The organism is Actinosynnema sp. NPDC004786, from assembly GCF_053601135.1.
This window is the reverse complement of sequence record NZ_JBSGBG010000003.1, coordinates 158,766-176,301: the sequence shown is the minus strand read 5'-3', so window position 1 is coordinate 176,301 and position 17,536 is coordinate 158,766. Positions and strand designations below refer to the sequence as shown.

At 70.0% G+C, this 17,536-nt stretch carries 18 protein-coding genes, 2 tRNA genes and 2 pseudogenes; 13 read left to right on the top strand and 9 right to left on the bottom strand.

Features of this window, described 5'->3' with window-relative positions:
* Positions 1 to 3: 3 nt before the first annotated feature.
* Complete coding sequence (locus ACWEFJ_RS04275; protein ID WP_449712885.1) at positions 4 to 1,524, bottom strand: phytoene desaturase family protein; 1,521 nt, start codon at positions 1,522 to 1,524, stop codon at positions 4 to 6.
* Between the two features lie 132 nt (positions 1,525 to 1,656).
* On the opposite strand from ACWEFJ_RS04275, the gene fdhD reads away from it, so the two are divergent.
* From fdhD to ACWEFJ_RS04250, 5 genes and pseudogenes are all read left to right on the top strand, one after another.
* Entirely contained in the window at positions 1,657 to 2,481 is an 825-nt protein-coding gene (gene fdhD / locus ACWEFJ_RS04270) for a formate dehydrogenase accessory sulfurtransferase FdhD (RefSeq protein ID WP_449712884.1), read from the top strand.
* Positions 2,478 to 3,641, top strand: coding sequence for a CaiB/BaiF CoA transferase family protein (locus ACWEFJ_RS04265; RefSeq protein ID WP_449712883.1), 1,164 nt, complete (start codon positions 2,478 to 2,480; stop codon positions 3,639 to 3,641). The genes fdhD and ACWEFJ_RS04265 overlap by 4 nt, the downstream gene beginning before the upstream one ends.
* A 46-nt stretch (positions 3,642 to 3,687) precedes the next feature.
* Entirely contained in the window at positions 3,688 to 4,551 is an 864-nt protein-coding gene (locus ACWEFJ_RS04260) for an alpha/beta hydrolase (protein ID WP_449712882.1), read from the top strand.
* A 40-nt stretch (positions 4,552 to 4,591) separates the two neighbouring features.
* A pseudogene (locus ACWEFJ_RS04255) lies at positions 4,592 to 4,759 on the top strand (methyltransferase domain-containing protein); the annotation flags it as partial.
* A 28-nt stretch (positions 4,760 to 4,787) separates the two neighbouring features.
* On the top strand, positions 4,788 to 4,973 hold the full coding sequence (locus ACWEFJ_RS04250) for a hypothetical protein (RefSeq protein ID WP_449712927.1): 186 nt from the start codon (positions 4,788 to 4,790) through the stop codon (positions 4,971 to 4,973).
* On the opposite strand, the gene ACWEFJ_RS04245 is transcribed toward ACWEFJ_RS04250, so the two are convergent.
* From ACWEFJ_RS04245 to tig, 5 genes are all read right to left on the bottom strand, one after another.
* On the bottom strand, positions 4,960 to 5,553 hold the full coding sequence (locus tag ACWEFJ_RS04245) for an RBBP9/YdeN family alpha/beta hydrolase (protein ID WP_378087141.1): 594 nt from the start codon (positions 5,551 to 5,553) through the stop codon (positions 4,960 to 4,962). The two genes, ACWEFJ_RS04250 and ACWEFJ_RS04245, sit on opposite strands and share 14 nt — an antisense overlap.
* A 13-nt stretch (positions 5,554 to 5,566) precedes the next feature.
* The gene (clpX, locus tag ACWEFJ_RS04240; protein WP_204841888.1) at positions 5,567 to 6,847 is read right to left on the bottom strand and encodes an ATP-dependent Clp protease ATP-binding subunit ClpX; all 1,281 of its coding nucleotides are present in this window, start codon (positions 6,845 to 6,847) and stop codon (positions 5,567 to 5,569) included.
* 207 nt (positions 6,848 to 7,054) lie between these two features.
* Complete coding sequence (locus ACWEFJ_RS04235; protein WP_378087139.1) at positions 7,055 to 7,681, bottom strand: ATP-dependent Clp protease proteolytic subunit; 627 nt, start codon at positions 7,679 to 7,681, stop codon at positions 7,055 to 7,057.
* 28 nt (positions 7,682 to 7,709) lie between these two features.
* Positions 7,710 to 8,318, bottom strand: a complete 609-nt coding sequence (locus tag ACWEFJ_RS04230; RefSeq protein ID WP_378087137.1) for an ATP-dependent Clp protease proteolytic subunit — start codon at positions 8,316 to 8,318, stop codon at positions 7,710 to 7,712.
* 113 nt (positions 8,319 to 8,431) lie between these two features.
* Positions 8,432 to 9,790: a trigger factor gene (gene tig / locus ACWEFJ_RS04225; protein WP_449712881.1), complete on the bottom strand. Its 1,359-nt coding sequence runs from the start codon at positions 9,788 to 9,790 to the stop codon at positions 8,432 to 8,434.
* A 1,210-nt stretch (positions 9,791 to 11,000) separates the two neighbouring features.
* On the opposite strand from tig, the gene ACWEFJ_RS04220 reads away from it, so the two are divergent.
* The 4 genes from ACWEFJ_RS04220 (at position 11,001) to ACWEFJ_RS04205 (ending at position 13,592) form a co-directional block, all read left to right on the top strand.
* Positions 11,001 to 11,906 carry a LysR family transcriptional regulator gene (locus tag ACWEFJ_RS04220; RefSeq protein ID WP_378087133.1) on the top strand — a complete coding sequence of 302 codons (906 nt, stop codon included), beginning with the start codon at positions 11,001 to 11,003 and terminating at the stop codon, positions 11,904 to 11,906.
* 88 nt (positions 11,907 to 11,994) lie between these two features.
* Complete coding sequence (locus tag ACWEFJ_RS04215; protein WP_378087131.1) at positions 11,995 to 12,246, top strand: hypothetical protein; 252 nt, start codon at positions 11,995 to 11,997, stop codon at positions 12,244 to 12,246.
* A gap of 281 nt (positions 12,247 to 12,527) precedes the next feature.
* A complete protein-coding gene (locus tag ACWEFJ_RS04210) occupies positions 12,528 to 12,926 on the top strand; it encodes a hypothetical protein (protein WP_449712880.1) in 399 nt (132 codons plus the stop codon).
* Between the two features lie 423 nt (positions 12,927 to 13,349).
* Positions 13,350 to 13,592: a hypothetical protein gene (locus ACWEFJ_RS04205; RefSeq protein ID WP_449712879.1), complete on the top strand. Its 243-nt coding sequence runs from the start codon at positions 13,350 to 13,352 to the stop codon at positions 13,590 to 13,592.
* Between the two features lie 19 nt (positions 13,593 to 13,611).
* On the opposite strand, the gene ACWEFJ_RS04200 is transcribed toward ACWEFJ_RS04205, so the two are convergent.
* Positions 13,612 to 14,130 carry a hypothetical protein gene (locus tag ACWEFJ_RS04200; RefSeq protein ID WP_449712878.1) on the bottom strand — a complete coding sequence of 173 codons (519 nt, stop codon included), beginning with the start codon at positions 14,128 to 14,130 and terminating at the stop codon, positions 13,612 to 13,614.
* Positions 14,131 to 14,476: 346 nt separating this feature from the next.
* Between ACWEFJ_RS04200 and ACWEFJ_RS04195 the strand changes: the two genes are divergently transcribed.
* Together ACWEFJ_RS04195 and ACWEFJ_RS04190 are read left to right on the top strand one after the other, a co-directional pair.
* On the top strand, positions 14,477 to 14,869 hold the full coding sequence (locus tag ACWEFJ_RS04195) for an excisionase family DNA-binding protein (protein ID WP_449712877.1): 393 nt from the start codon (positions 14,477 to 14,479) through the stop codon (positions 14,867 to 14,869).
* 275 nt (positions 14,870 to 15,144) lie between these two features.
* Complete coding sequence (locus ACWEFJ_RS04190) at positions 15,145 to 15,684, top strand: LacI family DNA-binding transcriptional regulator (protein ID WP_449712876.1); 540 nt, start codon at positions 15,145 to 15,147, stop codon at positions 15,682 to 15,684.
* Between the two features lie 166 nt (positions 15,685 to 15,850).
* Here ACWEFJ_RS04190 and ACWEFJ_RS04185 read toward each other — a convergent pair.
* A tRNA-Pro gene (locus tag ACWEFJ_RS04185) sits at positions 15,851 to 15,927 on the bottom strand.
* A 61-nt stretch (positions 15,928 to 15,988) separates the two neighbouring features.
* On the opposite strand from ACWEFJ_RS04185, the gene ACWEFJ_RS04180 reads away from it, so the two are divergent.
* Together ACWEFJ_RS04180 and ACWEFJ_RS04175 are read left to right on the top strand one after the other, a co-directional pair.
* A tRNA-Gly gene (locus ACWEFJ_RS04180) sits at positions 15,989 to 16,059 on the top strand.
* A 532-nt stretch (positions 16,060 to 16,591) separates the two neighbouring features.
* Positions 16,592 to 16,774, top strand: a pseudogene (locus tag ACWEFJ_RS04175) (NUDIX hydrolase); the annotation flags it as partial.
* Between the two features lie 17 nt (positions 16,775 to 16,791).
* Here ACWEFJ_RS04175 and ACWEFJ_RS04170 read toward each other — a convergent pair.
* Positions 16,792 to 17,004 carry a hypothetical protein gene (locus ACWEFJ_RS04170; protein WP_449712875.1) on the bottom strand — a complete coding sequence of 71 codons (213 nt, stop codon included), beginning with the start codon at positions 17,002 to 17,004 and terminating at the stop codon, positions 16,792 to 16,794.
* Positions 17,005 to 17,536: the final 532 nt, after the last annotated feature.

The window sequence follows — 17,536 nt, the reverse complement described above, 5'->3', positions numbered from 1 at the left end:
GCGTCACCGCTCCAGCACCGCCATGGCGGCGTTGTGCCCGCCGATCCCGCTGACCCCGCCGCCGCGCCGGGCCCCCGCGCCGCAGACGAACAGGTTCGCCACGTCGGTCTCCACGCCCCACCGGCCCACCTCCTCCTCGTGCTCGGCGAACGGCCAGGCCAGCTCGTCGTGGAAGATGTTGCCGCGCGGCAGGCCCAGCTCCGACTCCAGGTCCAGCGGCGTGCGCGCCTCCAGGCACGGCTCGCCGTTCGCGTCCCTCGCCAGGCACGACTCGATCGGCTCCTCCAGGTGGGCGTTCAGCCCGGCCAGGTACCGGCCGACCAGCTCGTCCCGCAACCCCGCGTTGTCCCGCTCGAACAACGCCGCGGGCGTGTGCAGGCCGAACAGCGTCAACGTGTGCCACCCGCGCGCCACCAGCTCCGGCGCGAGGATCGACGGGTCGGTCAGCGTGTGGCAGTACATCTCCGCCGGCAGCACCGACGGCGTCCGACCGGCCGCGCTCTCCCGGTACGCCGCCTCCAACTGCCCGTACGACTCGTCCACGTGCAGCGTCCCGGCGAACGCCACCCGGGGGTCCACGCCGCTGCGGAACCTCGGCAGCCGCTCCAGCAGCATGTTCACCTTCACCTGGCAGCCCTCGGCCACCGGCGCGGCCGGCCGACCGCACAGCCGGTCCAAAGTGGACGGAGCGACGCCGCTCAGCACGAACCTCGCCCCCACCGTGCGGCCGTCGTAGTCCACCTCGGCCGTCACGCCGTCCGCCTCGACGCGGGTCACCTCGGCCCGCGTCACGACCTCCGCCCCGGCCTCGCGCGCCACCCGCAGCAACTCGCCGGTGACCGCGCCCATGCCGCCCACCGGCACCTGCCACTCCCCCGTGCCGTTGCCGATCACGTGGTAGAGGAAGCACCGGTTCGCCTTCAGGTCGTGCAACGACGCGTGCGTGCCGATCAACGCGTCCGTGGCGACCACGCCGCGCACCACGTCGTGCGCGAACAGCTCCTCCAGCGTCTCGCCCAACGGCCGCTCCACCACCTGGTCCCACAGCCGCATCCGCGCCACCGAGTCGACCCGCAGCCGGGCGTGCTCGCGCGACAGCAGCGGCTCCAGCAGCGTCGGCGACAACGCCTCCGCCAGCACCTCCAGGTCGTCGTACCAGCGCCGCCACCGCTCCCACTCGGCGTCCGAGCCGGTCAGCGCCCGGAACGAGGCGGCGGTCGCCGGGCCCGGGTCGCGCTCCACCAGCAGGTCGCCCGCCGGGGTGTAGGACGACGCCGACCGCGACCGCAACGCCACCCGCAGCCCCAGGTCCGCCACGATCCGGTCGGGCAGCAGGCTGACCAGGTACGAGTACCGCGACAGGCGCGCCGGCACGCCCGGGAACGCCTCCTCGCTCACCGCCGCGCCGCCGACGTGGTCGAGCTTCTCCAGCACCAGCACCGTGCGACCCGCCCGCGCCAGGTACGCGGCCGCCACCAGCGCGTTGTGCCCGCCGCCGACCACCACCACGTCGTAGGTATCCACGCACCCGACTCTGCCAGACGACGCCGCCGCGATCCCGCAGCTGCCCGCGCGGGTCCGAAGTGGACGACCACCCCGCCCCGCAGTCCGTAACCTGGACCGCGAGACCACCCGGCCAGCAGAAGGAGGCACGCGATGGGGCGGGTCACCGTGCGTCGTCCAGTCGTCACGTTCGCGCGACGGACGTCCCGCAAACGGGTCGACGCGCTCGCCGCCGAGGAGCCGTTGGAGCTGCGGGTGGGCGGCAAGGCGCTCACCGTGACCATGCGCACCCCCGGCCACGACGTCGAGCTGGCGCACGGCTTCCTGCTCGGCGAGGGCGTCATCACCGGTCTGGAGGACATCGCCGTCGCGCGGTTCTGCGAGGGCGCCGGCCCGGACGGCGTCAACACCTACAACGTGCTCGACCTCACCCTCGCCGAGGGCGTCGCGCCGCCGGACGCGAGCGTGGAGCGCAACTTCTACACCACGTCGTCGTGCGGCGTCTGCGGCAAGGCGGCGCTGGACGCGGTCAAGCTCAAGACCAGGCACTCACCCGCCCACGACGACTCCACCGTCGACGTGGACGTCCTCGCCGGCCTGCCCGACGAGCTGCGCCGGCGGCAGAAGGTCTTCGCCGCCACCGGCGGCCTGCACGCGGCCGGGCTGTTCACCACCACCGGCCAGGCGCTGGTCGTCCGCGAGGACGTGGGCCGGCACAACGCGGTCGACAAGGTCCTCGGCTGGGCCGTGCTGCAGAACCGCGTCCCGCTGGCGGGCACCGTGCTCATGGTCTCCGGCCGGGCGTCGTTCGAGCTGGTGCAGAAGGCCGCGATGGCCGGCGTCCCGGTGCTCGCCGCCGTCTCCGCGCCGTCCTCGCTGGCCGCCGACCTGGCCGAGGAGCAGGGCGTGACCCTGGTCGGGTTCCTGCGCGGCGACTCGATGAACGTCTACACCGGCCACGACCGGGTCGCCGCGTGAGACCCCTGGACGGGGTGCTCGTCGTCAGCCTGGAGCAGGCGGTCGCGGTGCCCTACGCCACCCGGCTGCTGGCCGACCTGGGCGCGCGGGTGGTCAAGGTCGAGCGCCCGGAGGGCGACTTCGCCCGCTACTACGACACCGCCTGCGGCGAGGTCTCCTCCTACTTCGCCTGGACCAACGTCGGCAAGGAGTCCCTCACCCTCGACCTCAAGCACCCCGACGCCCGCGACGTCCTGCGCCGCCTCGTCGCCACCGCCGACGTGGTCCTGTGCAACCTCTCGCCGGACGCCGCGCGCCGGCTCGGCGTGGACGCCGCCGCACTCCGGCAGGTGAAACCCGATCTCGTGATCGGCGAACTCTCCGGCTACGGGCAGCCGGGGCCGTACGCGGCGCGCAAGGCGTTCGACGCCCTGGTCCAGTCCGAGACCGGCCTCATCGACCTCACCGGGAGGGACGACGTCACCGCGCGGGTGGGCATCTCGGTGGCCGACATCGCCGCCGGCGTCCAACTCCAGTCCGCCGTCCTGGCCGCCCTCCTGCACCGCGCCCGGACCGGCGAGGGCGCCACCCTCGGCCTGTCCCTCTTCGAGGCGATGGCCGAGTGGATGCACCAGCCCATGCTCTACGCCGCCGGCACCGGCCGAGCCGCGCCGCGGACCGGCGCGCACCACGCCACCATCGCCCCGTACGGCCCGTTCCCGTGCGCGGACGGCACCGTCCACGTGGCCGTGCAGAACGACCCCCAGTGGCGACGCCTGTGCCGCCTCCTCGACCGCCCCGACCTCGCCGACGACCCCCGCTTCACCACCGTCGCGTCCCGCGTGGCCCACCGCGACGAGCTGCACGCCCAGCTCGACTTCACCCGCTGGACCGCCGCCGACCTGCTCCGGGCCCTGGACGAGGCGGACGTGCCCGCCGCCCGGACCCGCGGCGTCGCCGACCTCCCGACCCACCCGCAGCTCGTCGCCCGCGACCGGCGGGCCACCGTCCCGGTGCCGGGCGGCCACGTCACCGCCCTGCGCCCGCCGGTCGACTCGTCGGCGTGGACGTGGACCCCGGCGCCGGTGCCCGCCCTCGGCGAGCACACCGACCACGTGCTGCACGGGCTCGGCTACACCCCGGAGCAGATCGCGGAACTGCGCAGCCGCTCGGCGATCTGAAGAAACGCGAGCGCGGTTCACAGCGATGTGCCCGGAGGGGTGAACCATGCTCAGCAGACGGACGGCGCTCACCGCGCTGGCGGGCGGCGCGCTGGCGACCGCGGGCGTGACCGCCGCGCTGCACGGCAACGCGCCGCTCGGCGAGGCCCTGCGCCACGCGCTCGGCGTGGCGGGCCCGGTGCCGGCCGTCCAACGCGCCGTGGTCACGATCGAACGCGTCCGCTCCGAGCACCGGGGCCGCGACGTGGACCTGCTCACCATGGTGCCGCCGAACACCCGCACCGAAGACCTGCCCATGTCGATCCTGCTGCACGGCCGCCACGGCACCGCCCGCCTCGCGTCCGTGGCGAACATGGACGCGGTGCTGGTCGCGGCCGTCGCCCGGCGCCAGGTCCCGCCGTTCGGGTTCGTCGCGGTGGACGGCGGCGACCACTACTGGCACGAGAACGTGCCCGGCGACGACCCCCTGGCCATGCTGCTCGACGAGGTGCCCCGCTGGCTGCGGGAACGCGGCTTCGGGGCCCCGTTCGCCTGCACCGGCGTGTCGATGGGCGGCTTCGGCGCGCTCCTCTACGCCCGCCGGCGCCACGAGCGCCGCGACCCGGTCCGGGCCGTCGCCGCCATCGCCCCCGCCCTGCTCACCGACTGGGCGGAGATGTCGCAGCGCGGCGCGTTCGCGAGCCCCGCCGCCTGGGCCGAGCTGGACCCGCTGAAGAACACCGACAAGCTGGGCGCGACGCCGATCGGCGTCTGGGCGGGCGACCGGGACCGCTTCATCACCGGCACCCGCCGGTTCATCGCCGCCACCCGGCCCGCCGTGGCCTCCATCGTCCCCGGCGGCCACGACGACGCCCTCTACCGCAAGGTCGTCCCCGACGTCATCCGCTTCCTCGGCAAGCGCGTCCCCTGACGCCCACGGTTCCTCCACACGGCTGTGGTTGCCTGACCCCATGCCGACCACGGTGACCGTGCTGCGCGCCGACGCGCAGGCGCTCCCGCTGGAGGACGACAGCGTGGACCGCGCCCGGCTCGACCGGGTCCTGCACCAGGTCCCCGACCCGGCCGCCGTCCTGGCCGAGCTGCGCCGCGTGCTGCGCCCCACCGGTCGCGCCGCGCTGGCGCAACCGGACTGGGGAGACCCTCGCCGTGGACCCCGGCCCGGTGGCCGTGAACCTGGCGTTCAACCGCTTCGTGTGCGACCGGGTCGTGCCGCACCCGGTGGTCGGCCGGCAGCTCGCCCGCCTGGCCGCCGACGCGTGGCTGACCGACCTGCGCATGGGCCCGTTCCTGGCCTCGTTCACCCTCTTCCGGGTGACCGTCACCGCGGCGTGAGCGGCACCCGCCCGCTGCGCACCCACTTCAGCACCGCGCTCCACGGACCGTAGCCGGCGTCCACGTTCAGGTGACCGCCGCCCACGATCACGTCCAGGTCCACGCGCAACGCCTCGGCCAGCTCCTTGGCCTGCGCCAACGTGCAGTAGGAGTCGCCCTCGCCCGCCACCAGCCGGGTCGACACCGCCGCCCGCCGCACCGCCGTCGGGTCCAGCCGCGGCCCCAGGAAGTCCCGGATCAGCGGCTCGCCGTCGTAGTCGGGCGCGGGCGGCGCGACCAGCAGCACCCGGTCGACCCGCAGCGCCTCGTCGAACTCGCCGGCCGCGTGGTGCAGCCACAGCAGCGCGGCCAGCGAGTGCGCGACCACGACGCGTTCACCCGAGTCGGGCGCCGGCATCGCGGCCAGGTGCGACCGCAGCTCCGCCAGCCACGCCGGCAGGCTCGGCGCGTCCGGGGAGCTGAACAGGGGCAGGTCGACCGACCCACCGTGGTGGGCCAGTTCGCCTGCCAGCCAGTTCTGCCAGTGCTCCGGCCCGGAGCCGCCCAGGCCGTGCAGGATCAGGACGTGCGGGAGGGACAACCCGGACCGGTCCTCAGGCGGACTTCTCGCGGCGCTCGCGCCGCGAGGGCTGCCGCGCCACGATGGTCGGGTTGACGTTCTCCTTCACGGTCTGCTCCGTGATGACGACCTTGGCGACGTCCGTGCGGCTGGGGATGTCGTACATCACCGGCAGCAGGACCTCTTCCATGATCGCCCGCAGGCCGCGGGCGCCGGTGCCCCGCAGGATCGCCTGGTCCGCGACCGCCTCCATCGCCGTCCGGGTGAACTCGAGCTCCACCCCGTCCATCTCGAACAGCTTCTGGTACTGCTTGACCAGCGCGTTCTTCGGCTCGGTGAGGATGCGGACCAGCGACGCCTTGTCCAGGTTCGTGACGCTCGCGACCATCGGCAACCGGCCGATGAACTCCGGGATCAGACCGAACTTGATCAGGTCCTCGGGCATCGACTCGGCGTAGTAGTCCGCCGCGTCGACCTCGGCCTTGGTGCGCACCTCGGCGCCGAAGCCGAGCCCGCGCTTGCCGACCCGGTCCTGGATGATCTTGTCCAGGCCCGCGAACGCGCCCGCCACGATGAACAGCACGTTCGTCGTGTCGATCTGGATGAACTCCTGGTGGGGGTGCTTGCGCCCGCCCTGCGGCGGCACGGAGGCCGTCGTGCCCTCCAGTATTTTCAGCAGCGCCTGCTGCACGCCTTCACCGGACACGTCGCGCGTGATCGACGGGTTTTCACTCTTTCGAGCGATCTTGTCGACCTCGTCGATGTAGATGATGCCGGTCTCGGCGCGCTTGACGTCGTAGTCCGCCGCCTGGATGAGCTTGAGGAGGATGTTCTCCACGTCCTCGCCCACGTAGCCCGCCTCGGTCAACGCCGTGGCGTCCGCGATGGCGAACGGCACGTTCAGCATCTTGGCGAGCGTCTGGGCCAGGTAGGTCTTGCCGCACCCGGTCGGACCGAGCATGAGGATGTTCGACTTGGCGAGTTCCACGCCGTCGTCGCGGCCCTCACGCCCGCGGTCACCTGCCTGGATGCGCTTGTAGTGGTTGTAGACCGCCACCGAGAGCGTGCGCTTGGCCTCGTTCTGGCCGATCACGTACTGGTCGAGGAACTCGTGGATCTCGGCGGGCTTGGGCAGCTCGTCGAGCTTGACGTCGCCGGCCTCCGCGAGTTCTTCCTCGATGATCTCGTTGCAGAGGTCGATGCACTCATCGCAGATGTAGACACCCGGTCCGGCGATGAGTTTTTTCACCTGCTTCTGGCTCTTGCCGCAGAAAGAGCACTTCAGCAGGTCGCCGCCGTCACCGATACGTGCCATGACCGCTGACCTCTGTCCCCTCCGGCGCACGACCTGGTGAGGTGCGCCTGACTGCTGATGTGGCGAGTGCCCGCTGGGTGCGGGGTCCGCCCGTTCCCCTCGACGGTACCTGTCCTACCCGCCTGTGCGGGAGGACCAGCGTGCCCCCGACACGCCGAACCGGGCAGGACCCCTGGTCGGCTCGGCGTGTCGGACGCCACGCCGGGACTACTTCGCCGAGAGCTTCCGGTAGGGCAGGACGCTGTCGACGATGCCGTACTCCTTGGCCTCGTCGGCGGTGAGGATCTTGTCGCGCTCGATGTCGGCGCGCACCTGCTCGGGCGAGCGGCTGGTGTGCCGCGCGAGCGTGGTCTCCAGCAGCCGGCGGACCCGCTGGATCTCGTTGGACTGGATCTCCAGGTCGGAGACCTGCCCGTAGACGCCCTCGGTGGCCGGCTGGTGGATCAGGATCCGGGCGTTCGGCAGCGCGTGCCGCTTGCCGGGGGTGCCCGCCGCGAGCAGCACGGCCGCCGCCGAGGCCGCCTGGCCCAGGCAGTAGGTCTGGATGTCCGGGCGGACGAACTGCATGGTGTCGTAGATGGCCATCAGCGAGGTGAACGAGCCACCGGGCGAGTTGATGTACATCAGGATGTCGCGGTCGGGGTCCTCCGACTCCAGCACGAGCAGCTGGGCCATCACGTCGTTGGCCGACGCGTCGTCCACCTGCACGCCGAGGAAGATGATGCGCTCCTCGAACAGCTTGTTGTACGGGTTGGACTCCTTGATGCCGTAGCTGGTGCGCTCGACGAACGACGGGAGCACGTACCGGGACTGCGGCGCGTGGAACTGGCTCACTTCAGGTCTCCTGGTGCTCTGCTCGCGGTCAGTTGGTCGTCGCCTGGCTGGCACGGGTGATCACCTTGTCCACGAAGCCGTACTCGAGGGCTTCCTGGGCGGTGAACCAGCGGTCGCGGTCCGAGTCGGCGATGATGCGCTCGACCGGCTGACCCGTGTGCTGCGCGATGAGCTCGGCCATCTCGTGCTTGGTCCTGGTGAGCATGTCCGCCTGGATCGCGATGTCCGCCGCCGTGCCGCCGACACCGGCCGAGGGCTGGTGCATGAGGATGCGGGCGTGCGGGAGCGCGTGCCGCTTGCCGGGCGTGCCCGCGGAGAGCAGGAACTGCCCCATCGAGGCGGCCAGGCCCATCGCGTAGGTGGCCACGTCCGGCTCGATGAGCTGCATCGTGTCGAAAATCGCCATGCCCGCGGTCACCGAGCCGCCGGGCGAGTTGATGTAGAGCGTGATGTCCTTCTCCGGGTCCTCCGCGGCGAGCAGGAGGAGCTGGGCGGTGATCTGGTTGGCGATGCCCTCTTCGACCTGCGACCCCAGCACGATGATCCGCTCGCGGAGCAGGCGCTCGTAGACCGAGTCGTTGAGGTTCATCCCCGTGGCCGCTCGCATCAAGGGCGTCGGGAAGGAATGCTGCGTCACGTCTGCCTGCCTAACTTTGCCGACTAGCTGTGCCGAAAAGAGTCTCGTAGCAACGACCTTAACGAAGGCGGGCGGCGTCGACGTCCCGACACCGCCCGCGTTCGCTCAGGGCTTCACTCCGCGTTCGCGGGTTCCTGCTCCTCAGTGGACTTCGTCTCGCCGAAGAGCTCGTCCAGGTCCAGGGTGTTGCCGGCGGAGTCCTTGACGGTCGCCTGCCGCACGACCGAGGCCAGCGCCTTGCCGCGGCGCACGTCGGCGAAGATCGCGCCGAGCTGGCCGGACTGCTGCGCCCGCTTGACGTACTCGTCCGGGCTGATGCCGAACCGCTGGGCCTGGTAGATGATGCGCTCGGTCAGCTCGGCGTCGGTGACGTTGAGCTGCTCGGCGTCGGCGATCGCGTCCAGCACGAGCTGGGTCTTGACCGCCTGCTCGGACGCCTGGCGGACCTCGGCGTCGAACTCCTCCTGGGTCTGGCCCTGCTCGGCCAGCCACTCGGCGAAGCGCGCCTCGTCGTGGTCGAGCGCGTGGATGGCGTCGTGCGCCCGCGCCTCGACCTCGCCCTGCACGACGGCCTCGGGCAGCGGCACGTCGACGCTGGCCAGCAGCGCCTCCAGCACCTTGTCCCGGGCCTGGACGCCCTGCTGCATCTTCTTCACGCGGGCCAGCCGGGTGCGCAGGTCGGCCTTCAGCTCGTCCAGCGTGTCGAACTCGCTGGCGAGCTGCGCGAACTCGTCGTCCAGCTCGGGGAGCTGGCGCTCCTTGACCGAGTTCAGCACCACGGTGACCTCGGCGTCGCGGCCCGCGTGGTCACCGGCGACCAGGGTGGTGGTGAAGTTCTTCGACTCGCCCTCGGACGCGCCGATCAGGGCGTCGTCGATGCCCTCGACGAGCTGGCCGGACCCGATCTCGTAGGACAGACCGGTCGTCTTGGCCTCCTCGACCTCCTCGCCGTCCACCGTCGCCGACAGGTCGACCACGACGAAGTCGCCCTGCTGGGCGGGGCGCTTGACGCCGGTGAGGGTGGCGAAGCGGGCGCGCAGCTCGTCGAGCTGGGTGTCCACGTCCTCGTCGGTGACCTCCTGGTCGTCGACGCTGACGGTCAGCTCGCCGAACGCGGGGACCGTGATCTCGGGGCGGACGTCGACCTCGGCGGTGAACGCCAGCGACTCGCCGTCCTCGATCTTGGTCACCTCGAAGTCGGGGCGGCCCAGGGTGCGCAGCTCGCCGGAGGTGACGGCCTCCAGGTACTTGGCCGGGATGGCCTCCTGGACGACCTCGTCCAGCACGGGCGCGCGGCCGATGCGGCTCTCCAGCACGCGGGCGGGGGCCTTGCCGGGGCGGAAGCCGGGGATGCGGACCTGCTTGGCCAGCTTGCGGTACGCGCGGTCGAAGTCCGACTTGAGCTCGTCGAACGGCACCTCGACGTTGATCCGGACCCGCGTCGGGCTCAGGTGCTCGACGGTGCTCTTCAACGTGGTCTCCTCGTAACGGGCATGACGTGCGGAACACCCCGGGGAACGCGTGGGCGCGTGCCGGGATTCCGCCTGAGTCTAGGCGGTCGGCGGACGCGGCGGCGCTAGCACCCCGGCTCCGGGTGCCGCAACCGGGCGTGACGGCGGGCCCGACGGCCGCCGCCGGCCATTGCGGCGGCAATACCGGGTGGCCGGGAATGCCTTCGCCGGCGCTTCGGGAATTCGCGCGGGCGGCGGAATTTCACCCTTTCGAGGGGGTTGTCGGCCAGGGGCTCCGCCGCGCCCCTCCGTACCGCCGTCCGGACGCACCCGCCGGGCCCCGCGTCCACCTCGCGGGACGGCCGCCGCGGGCGGTGGAAATCACAACGCTGGTTCCTAACCACCCGCCGCCGGCGCTCCCCGGCTGTCCCGCCGGGCCGCCCGCCGCGACCCCCAACCACGGCCGGCAGCTTCACGTCAACGGGCTAGCAGACCGCATTTTCGCGGTTTCGCCAGAGGCGATTCGGGTGTACCTATGCGGCCCAACGGTCGATCGACAGGGTGATCCGTTACTCCGTTCGAGTGGCAATGGGAGCCGTGAGCACTGCGGAGAGCGTCAGCACCGAGCGAGGCAGGACCCGGGTCGTGTAACACGTATGTCGTAGAGGCGACTAACAGTCGGCAACCATCGCGGAGGGGAGGTTCGCCACAAAGAGTGAATTGAGGCCGTTTGGAGTAGCGCTCGCCAGAAAACTTTCACTTGTCGAGATGACTCCAACCGCCGTAGTCCATTAGTGTGGGTTTCAGGTAGCGTGACGCCCGGATCCGCATGTTGGACCAGCAATAATTGGCGTTGCCGGACGTTCTGGGGGGTCAGCAGCGGACGCAACCGGCAACCGGGACCGACAGGAACGAGCGAGACAATGTCATCGAGCTCTTTAACCACCTACCAGACAAGGTGCCGATGACCCGATGAGATCCATTCCGCCGCTGCCGAACACTAACCCAGGACCACCACTGGGCGCCGGCTGTCGCTTCGGGGTCCGACCGGCCCCCGGGGAGCCTCCCGGCCACCGCGTTCCACCCCTGGCGGTAGCGCGGCGATGTTGATCGACCTCGGGCCGCGCCTGATCAGCACGGCCAGGTCAACTGCCGCCACGCACAAGAGATCACGATGCCGTCCCGTACCGGCCTCATCGTGGACCACTTACACGCACCGTTGGGGAGCTCCATGGAGACGCGTCAGCTTTTGGCGTTCACAACTGTGGTTCAAACGGGCAGTTTCACCAAGGCAGCCGCCACGCTGAATTGCTCACAACCCACTATAACCACTCGGATCAAGGCGCTCGAGGAGACCCTCGGCGTCCCCCTGTTCCGACGACTTCCGCGCGGCATCCAGATGACCTCTGCCGGTGTCGAGCTATTGCCTTTCGCGCGGAACATCATCACCCTGACCGACAAGGCCAGGAAAGCGATCACGATGAACGGCGAGCCGCACGGCAAGCTGGTCATCGGCAGCGCACAGAGTCTGACCGACTACCGTCTGCTACCACTGATCGAGTACATGTGCTGGCGCTACCCGAGCGTCCAGATCTCACTCCACTCGCGCAACACCCAGGCCAACCTGACCTCGGTGCGCGAGGGACGGCTCGACTGCACCTTCTTCATCGGCTCCGTGGAGCCCCGCGAGGGGTTGGAGACGACGGTGCTGTGCCCCGAGCCGTTGGTCATGGTCGCCGGGCCGACCCACGCCCTGACCAGGCGTTCGGTGATCACCGAGGACGAGCTGCGCGGGAGCACGCTCATCCGGGCCGAGAACGGCGCCAGTTACTACGAGCAGTTCGAGCAGGCGCTGGGCCTGCAGGACGCCGAGTCGAAGTCGCCCGTGCTGGCGCTCGACTCGATCGACGCCGCGAAGCGGGCGGTCGCCTCGGGCCTGGGGATCTCGCTCGTCCCCGAGGTGACGGTCGCGGCGGAGCTCGCCGACGGCCGGCTGCGCCGACTGCCCTGGGTGCCGCCGTTCCGGGTGTACACGCAGTTCGCGTGGCGCCAGGACAACTCCACCAACCCGTCCGTGACGGCGCTCGTGTCGGCGGCGGCGCAGGTGGTCAGCGAGCAGGTGGCGACCCCGGCGTGACACTGGGAGCCGTTCTTGAGCACCCGGGCGCGGGTGTGCTCAAGAACGGCCCGCGTTTCACGGGGCCGGCGGCGGGTAGGTCGAAGCCATGACGGTGAAGGCGAGTGACCTGCGCGCCCTGCTGGCGTCCGATGTGCCGGACCCCACCCTGGTGCTGGTCGAGGGCAGGGTCGAGGTGGTCAAGGTCGACGACCTGGACACCGACGGCCTCCGCGGTGCGATGCTGCTCGTGTCGAGGGCCGAGCTGCTGGGCCGGGGCGTCGACGAGAGTTCGCCGGACGACGCGCTGGAACGTGAGGCGGCCACGATCTCCACCGCCGTCAACGAGCTGGGCGGCTAGTCGCGGTCGTCGTCCTCGGGGACCACGTCGGGCTCCTCGGCCTCGACCCCGTAGCCGGGCGCCTGCTCGGGCGCCCCCTGCCCGGGATCCGCGGCGGCGATGCGGGGCTTGCCGAACCGTTCTGCGCGGCTGCGTGGTCGCCTGCCGGGCGTGGTGGCAGTGGGTCCGGGTAGCCGACTTCTACGCCCGCCGCGAAGTCGACTGACACCCTGGCGACGCGGTGGCAGGACATCGCCGTCGTGCGCCGCCGGCGCGCGTGGATCAGCGTTACCGGCGCGGTGGTGACCGGGCTCGGCGGCACCGTGTGGTGGTGGGTGTCAGGCGGGGTCGCAGTCGTCGTTGTCGCCGGTGTCACCACGCTGGCGCTCGCCGCTGTTGGACGCCGCAAGGACGGTTCACCGGGTCGTCAGGCCGCGCTCGGCGGTGCCCGGTCGCTGGTCATGCTGATGGACGGCAACAATCTCGTGGAGGCGTTCCGGGCGGCTGGCGCGATCGGCAAGGCCGAAGGGCTGCTGATGGTCGAGCGCCCAGGCAACGACGCCACCGGGTGGACCAATGGTGCTGGATCTGCCGCCGTCCCGGAAGGCGTCCGACGTCATCGCCAAGCGGGAGGCGCTGGCGTCCGTGCTGGCCGTCAACGAGGTGCGGCTCATCCTCCCTGGACCTGTACGTCAGGTTGATCGTGGCAGACGGCAAGGGCCCAGGTAGTTCTGCACTTCGTCCACCACGATCACGGCCAGCGGCATCCCGTGGGTGGGGACGCGGATGATCTCCAGCGTCACCTTCGACTCGGGGCGAGAACGATCTCCCGATCGACCCGGAGAACCCGAAGGGCAAGAGGATCGGGCAGCGGATCTGCGACCTGCTGACCTACATCGCCAAGACCGGCCCGGCCGCCGGGTACTCGCTGGTGCTGACCACGCAGAAGCCTGACGGCAAGGTGCTGCCGGACCGGTTGCGAGGCGAGTTCGGCACCCGGTTCGCGCTCAAGGTCATCACGTAGCAGCCGTCGGAAGCCATCCTCGGTGCCAGCACCTATAAGCGAAGCTGCTCAGGATCCACAAGGGCGTCGGCCTGGTGCTGGCGACGCGGCAGGAGAAACTGTGCTCGGCGGACCCGACGTGCTTGGTCTGCTGGTCGACGTCATCGAGGACGACGAGACTGGCCTGGTCGCCGTCGCCGAACTCGCGGCCCGGATCAGGTGGGACGCCAAACGGTCCGGGGAGGCGCTGACCGCGGCCAGCGTGGAGTGCCCGAAGGCACGGCGGCAGCGGGTCAACGGCTCCCCGAACCCGGTGCCCGTGGTCGAGATTGACGCGATCAAAGCCGCCATCAACCGCTACTGAGGCACCAGGAGAGGGGTGGTCAGCGCCTACCGAGCGACAGCGCAACCTTGCCGGCCTTCGCCTGCTCGAACGTGTAGGACACCTTTCCACGGTGAGAAACCTCGACCTGGTAGATGTTCTCCCCGAGCGGGACGTTCCCCACAACGAACTCGAAGCTGCACACGCTGCCTTCGTACTGGGCGTTACTCAGCTTCCCTAACGCCACAGCCTTGCCGGACGCATCGTAGACAGTGACCTGAGCGCCTTCGGCGATGTCGTCGTAGCCGCGGTACCCGGCGCATTCGCCTGAGTCAGCGTAGCCAGTGGCGCCGTCAGTCAGATCCAGAGTGCCGCGTAGTTCGAACGCGGTCGGTACGAACGAGGAGGCCGTGGGGGCGACACCACCGCTGGACTGTTGGCCGCCCCATAGCCACACGGCGCCAGCGATGATCAGCACACCAACGACGATCCCTCCGAATAAAGCCGTGATCTTGCGGCCGGAGGCGCCTTGGACCGCGAGTTGGTCAGGAGATAACGGGGGCAGAGGGTCAGTCGTCATGTCGTCTCCAGCAGATCGTGGACGGGTGTTAGAAACGTCGAAGCCAACCGGCCTAGCGTTACGTCCCCGAAGAGGCGGTACGCATCGTCTGCCGCCCTCCCGAAGAGGGCGACGGTCCGACCTGGAGGCCGCACAGGGTCGGCGCATGCCGACAGCGGCAACCGTGTGCCGACGTGTCCACGGCCTGCACAACGCGCCCTGAGCTGCGCCGTCCGGGCCCGTGGCGGTCTGTGCGGAGGTGTGCCGACCGTGCCGGTTCGGGCCGGCACAACCAACCGCTCGGCGTCACACGGCTTCCTCTGAGCGCCACGATCGTGGTCGGTAACGAACGACATGACGCGCCTCAATGGCCCAACCCGGACACTGCGTCCATGCATTCGCCACCCCAGCTTGCTCGCTACGGCGGAAAACTCGCAAGTGTCGCCCAAGCACTCGTCGTCATCACGCGCGAACTGGCGATCTCTGCTGCACAACAACAGTCGTCAGTCGTTCCAGTCGAGACGAATCGGTTCCGAAGCGCCCGAGGTGGATGAGTACCAAGGAAGCTGCACAGTACGTCGGGATCTACCACAGGACCGTGTCGAGGTTCGCCGCCGATGGACGACTGCACAGCCACCAGGCCGTACGCCTCGGACGTCGGCTCTTCCACGCAGGCGCCGTGGAAGGATGGAGCCGCGGCGCCACAGAACGACAACAGAGGGAGCTATGTGGCTGCGCCGCACTCAATGAGATCAAGTAGCCGCAACATCATGGCAGGATGTGTCCGCGCGCCGCGGAACGGCGTATCACCCTGGACACCAGCGAGTTTCACCGGTGCCCGCCGAAAGACGACTCCTACCGTGACGTCGATCTGCCGAGCTGGTTGTCGAAGCTGGTCTATGACCACATCGGGCGCACCTCGCCGAAGCTGTGCACGTGCCACGGACGGACCTACGTATTCCGTGGGCTCGGCACGGCGAACGGTGCCGCCCGCCGGACCGGCGCGAAGCGATCGGCGTGGCACGCCGGGCCGACGTGTCCACCGGCACCGTGTCCAACGTGCTGAACCACCCAGAGCGGGTCGTCGACGTGACCCGGGCGAACGTGCTGGCCGCGATCGCCGAACTCGGGTTCGTGCGAGGCCAAGCGGACGGGGAGATCGCGGCGCACTGGCGCCGCAACGGGTTCGCGACGTGGTTGTTCGCGCCGGCGGTGAGCGGCTGGTATCCGCGCAAGGCCCCGCACGACGCGCGCCCGGTGCCGCTGCTGGCCGACCGTGGCCGGCGGGTGCCCGCACGCGGACGCAACGCTGGCGGCCGTGCCGATGCCTGCCGTGTTCCGGTAGCCCCTGGCCTCACACCGCACGGCCGGCGCCACTCGCACCGGACGCTGATGGTCGAGCCGGGAACGCCGGCGGTGCTGAGGGATACCGGATGGGCCACCAGGACGGCTCGCTCCAGGGGCCGCTACTCCCACGTGACGGCGGACATGCAGCCGCGGCTGTTGGACGGTCTCACAGCGGGTGGGAGGCAGCGCTCGACATCAGGGCGGAGATGTGCCCTAGATCACCCGTGACGGCGCTCGCTGAGGCCCTACGGCGCGTCAACCCAGGGCACCGGAGGCGTCTCCGAGGGTTGCTTTGGACGTCGTGAGATGACCCCTGAAACCATGATCGTCTCCCGGATTTCTCCCCAGACGGGTAGAGGCCCTCTCCCCCCGGAGGAGGAAAGAGCCTCTGACCTGGTCGGGGCGACAGGATTTGAACCTGCGACCCCCCGCTCCCAAAGCGGGTGCGCTACCAAACTGCGCCACGCCCCGGTCCACCTCAGCCTATCGCGACCGGCTAAGCTAACCACGCGCCCACCCCGGTGGCCGCGATGCGGGTGTAGCTCAATGGTAGAGCCCCAGCCTTCCAAGCTGGTCATGCGGGTTCGATTCCCGTCACCCGCTCTCTACTCTTCTCGCTGGTAGAGCCCTCACGGACCGTCCTTTTAGGGCGGTCTTTCGCTTCCTGCGGATCTTCCGTGCCCCTCGCGTGCGGGGAGACGAGCGCGGCGTGGGTGGAACTGTGCCCACCCGGTCCGTGAGTCCGCCCTCGGCGAGCGCCTGGGCCAGACGTGGCAACGCGTCACGATCAACGACCGGAGCCGCGTTGCCGAGCCGGAACCCCACCCTCCCGGCGAACACCGGCGGCTCGGCCCGGATCGGCAGGTCAGCGGTGACATGCCAACGGACCATGTCAGCCACCGGGGTCGCGCGGACTTGACGCATCCTTGTCGCGCGCAGGCTGTACCCGACCTTCGCCCGGCACCGGTGCCGGGCACCACCGTGGCTCCCTCGGCACGCCTGGTCGTCAACACTCGTTGCTACGCAACGGCTTCGGCCTCGACCAGATCGCCAAGGCGACCGGCGTGAACGCTGGACAAACCTCCACCGACCCCCGTGTCCCCGGCACCGCCGCGGCCTGGTCGACAACCCAAGCCTGATCAAGACCTACAACGACCCCAACATCGTCGTAGCCGTGACCGCGTTCGTCCAAGACGACCAAGGCCGCCTGCTCATGATCCGCCGCACCGACAACGACCTCTACTCCATCCCCGGCGGAGCCCAAGACGTAGGCGAGACCATCAGCCACACCGTCATCCGCGAGATCAAAAAAGAGACCGAGAACCGGCCGAAGCCCTACTTCACCACCTGACCGTGCCGGAACTCCCGTAGACGCTCCTCACTCCTCTCGACCGCGGCCACCAACTCCGGCTCAGCCTGCCCGATGAATACGGTCACGACGTCTTCCGACCCATAGCGCTCGCGGATCTCAGCGAGCCGATCACCTACGGTCGTCGTTTCGCCATCTGGACTGGTCGTCATATCTGCCCACCAGAGCGCATCGCGCACCGCGAACTGCTCGTCCTCCCACGAAGCCAACTCCGCTGACAGCCCTCTCAACCGTCGAGCAACGACAGCGCAAGCCGGCTTCAGACATCGAGTGGGCCGCGCGCGACCAGACCCAGCCCGGCACCCTGGGCAGCTTGGCGGGGTCCCGGACAATGAACGAGTGGCGATGAGCAGGGACCGGTGGGGAGCGGATTGAGGGTGGAGGGATCGGTGTGGGGCTGGTGATCGGATTGGCTGCTGTGGGGAATGAGGGCCGGTGGGGTGATCACGGGGGAGATTCACGCGGTTGGGGGTGGTGGATTGGGTTGACTTGGGTTCGGTGGAGCGTTTTAAGCTTTCGGCGACGGGTTGAGGTCATTACCCCGATGGCACGTGCGAGGCCCGTCGAGAGGGTTGCGGGAAGTGGTGAAGGGCTGGGACGGCTTCCCGCAACTCCGATCGCAGGAGAACGAAGTGCTCCGCCACGTCGTCGGCCTCGGAGCTTCCGCGATCAGGCGGTCGGGTTCCACCCGGTTCCACTGAGGCCAGGACG